Here is a 2,500-nt window from a genome sequence, read left to right as displayed (position 1 = left end):
TAGCGCGTCGATTGTATTCTCCCGGGGGTAGAGCACTGCATGGATGATGGGGGCCCACAGCCTTACTGAGTCTAAGCAAACTCCGAATACCGGGAAGAACTGATCGGCAGACACACGGCGGGTGCTAACGTCCGTCGTGGAGAGGGAAACAACCCTGACCAACAGCTAAGGCCCCCAATTCATGGCTAAGTGGGAAAGCATGTGAGACTTCCAAAACAACCAGGAGGTTGGCTTAGAAGCAGCCATCCTTTAAAGATAGCGTAACAGCTCACTGGTCTAGTCAAGAGGTCTTGCGGCGAAGATGTAACGGGGCTCAAGCCATGAGCCGAAGCTTTGGATGCACAGTGATGTGCGTGGTAGCGGAGCGTTCTGTGATATAGAACGCTGCCTCCTTATCTCCTTAGGGAGTATTGGAGGCAATGTTCTGACTGTGAAGCCGGGCTGTAAGGCATCCGGTGGAGTGATCAGAAGTGAGAATGTTGACATGAGTAGCGACAAACAGGGTGAGAGACCCTGTCGCCGAAAGTCCAAGGGTTCCTGCTTAAAGCTAATCTGAGCAGGGTAAGCCGGCCCCTAAGGCGAGGCCGAAAGGCGTAGTCGATGGGAACCAGGTTAATATTCCTGGGCCATGTGGTGGTGACGGATTGCGAGGGTTGTTCACACTTATTGGATTGTGTGGGCCGCTTAGCAGTTCCTGGAAATAGCCCCACTATCGGACCGTACCCGAAACCGACACAGGTGGACTGGTAGAGAATACCAAGGCGCTTGAGAGAACCACGTTTAAGGAACTCGGCAAAATGCCTCCGTAAGTTCGCGAGAAGGAGGCCCCATTCTCACGCAAGTGAGGGTGGGGGGCACAAACTAGGGGGTGGCGACTGTTTACTTAAAACACAGGGCTGTGCGAAGCCGTAAGGCGACGTATACAGTCTGACGCCTGCCCGGTGCCGGAAGGTTAAAAGGAGGAGTGCAAGCTCCGAATTGAAGCCCCGGTAAACGGCGGCCGTAACTATAACGGTCCTAAGGTAGCGAAATTCCTTGTCGGGTAAGTTCCGACCTGCACGAATGGCGTAACGATCTCCCCGCTGTCTCAAACGTGGACTCAGCGAAATTGAACTGTGTGTCAAGATGCACACTACCCGCGGTTAGACGGAAAGACCCCATGAACCTTTACTATAGCTTCGCACTGGCATCAGGCATGTGATGTGCAGGATAGGTGGTAGGCTTTGAAACGGGGACGCCAGTCTTCGTGGAGCCATCCTTGAGATACCACCCTTCGCCTGCTTGATGTCTAACCGCGGTCCCTTATCGGGATCCGGGACCCTGCGTGGTGGGTAGTTTGACTGGGGCGGTCGCCTCCCAAAGTGTAACGGAGGCGCGCGAAGGTTGGCTCAGACCGGTCGGAAATCGGTCGTTGAGTGCAATGGCAGAAGCCAGCCTGACTGCAAGACTGACAAGTCGAGCAGAGACGAAAGTCGGCCATAGTGATCCGGTGGTCCCGAGTGGAAGGGCCATCGCTCAACGGATAAAAGGTACTCTGGGGATAACAGGCTGATGGTGCCCAAGAGTCCATATCGACGGCACCGTTTGGCACCTCGATGTCGGCTCATCTCATCCTGGGGCTGGAGCAGGTCCCAAGGGTACGGCTGTTCGCCGTTTAAAGAGGTACGTGAGCTGGGTTTAGAACGTCGTGAGACAGTTCGGTCCCTATCTGCCGTGGGTGTAGGATACTTGAGAAGAGTTGCCCCTAGTACGAGAGGACCGGGGTGAACGGACCACTGGTGGACCAGTTATCGTGCCAACGGTAGTGCTGGGTAGCTATGTCCGGACAGGATAACCGCTGAAAGCATCTAAGCGGGAAGCCCCCTTCAAAACTAGGTATCCCTTGAGGGCCGTGGAAGACCACCACGTCGATAGGCTGGAGATGTAAGCGCGGCAACGCGTTCAGTTGACCAGTACTAATTGCCCGATTGGCTTGATTTGATCCGGTAGAAGCCAGACCTCTGGCTCCGATCAAACAGCATGCATTAATTTAGTGTAGAACGCTCCGCGCCAGCGCAATGCTGGAGGCGGCAAGCGCCGCATGACTTGAAATCATCGCTTCTTCCTCGGTTTGGTGGTCATAGCACGAGCAAAACACCCGGCTCCATTCCGAACCCGGCCGTTAAGTGCCGTCGCGCCAATGGTACTGCGTCTTAAGACGTGGGAGAGTAGGTCACCGCCAAACCTAGAAAGAAGCGATAAAACTTCATCTCTCAAACAACGATGACAAACAAAATCCCGATCGCAAAAACATAAAGCCCTCGGGAAACAAACGCGGGATCGAGCACCCCGCAATCGCTACAAACTCTCCTAAAGAGTTTGAAAAACGCGATCGCCTCGTCAGGCTCATAACCTGACATCAAGGCAAACGCTCAACGGACGCGGGATGGAGCAGCCCGGTAGCTCGTCAGGCTCATAACCTGAAGGTCGTAGGTTCAAATCCTACTCCCGCAACCAAATC

The 2,500-nt window shown here is 54.4% G+C and carries 1 tRNA gene and 2 rRNA genes (1 of these 3 cut by a window edge); all 3 read left to right on the top strand.

Annotated elements, in window-relative coordinates:
• Positions 1–1,980 (top strand): 23S ribosomal RNA (locus BMI86_RS20755); it begins 852 nt to the left of the window's first position.
• A 129-nt stretch (positions 1,981–2,109) separates the two neighbouring features.
• A 5S ribosomal RNA gene (rrf, locus tag BMI86_RS20750) occupies positions 2,110–2,224 on the top strand.
• A 195-nt stretch (positions 2,225–2,419) separates the two neighbouring features.
• Positions 2,420–2,496, top strand: a tRNA-Met gene (locus BMI86_RS20745).
• The last annotated feature ends 4 nt before the right edge of the window (positions 2,497–2,500 follow it).

Origin of the sequence: Thioclava sp. DLFJ5-1 (assembly GCF_002020115.1) — a bacterium.
Lineage (GTDB): Bacteria > Pseudomonadota > Alphaproteobacteria > Rhodobacterales > Rhodobacteraceae > Thioclava > Thioclava sediminum.
The sequence above is the reverse complement of the archived record's forward strand: the minus strand, read 5'-3'. Positions and strand labels throughout refer to the sequence as shown.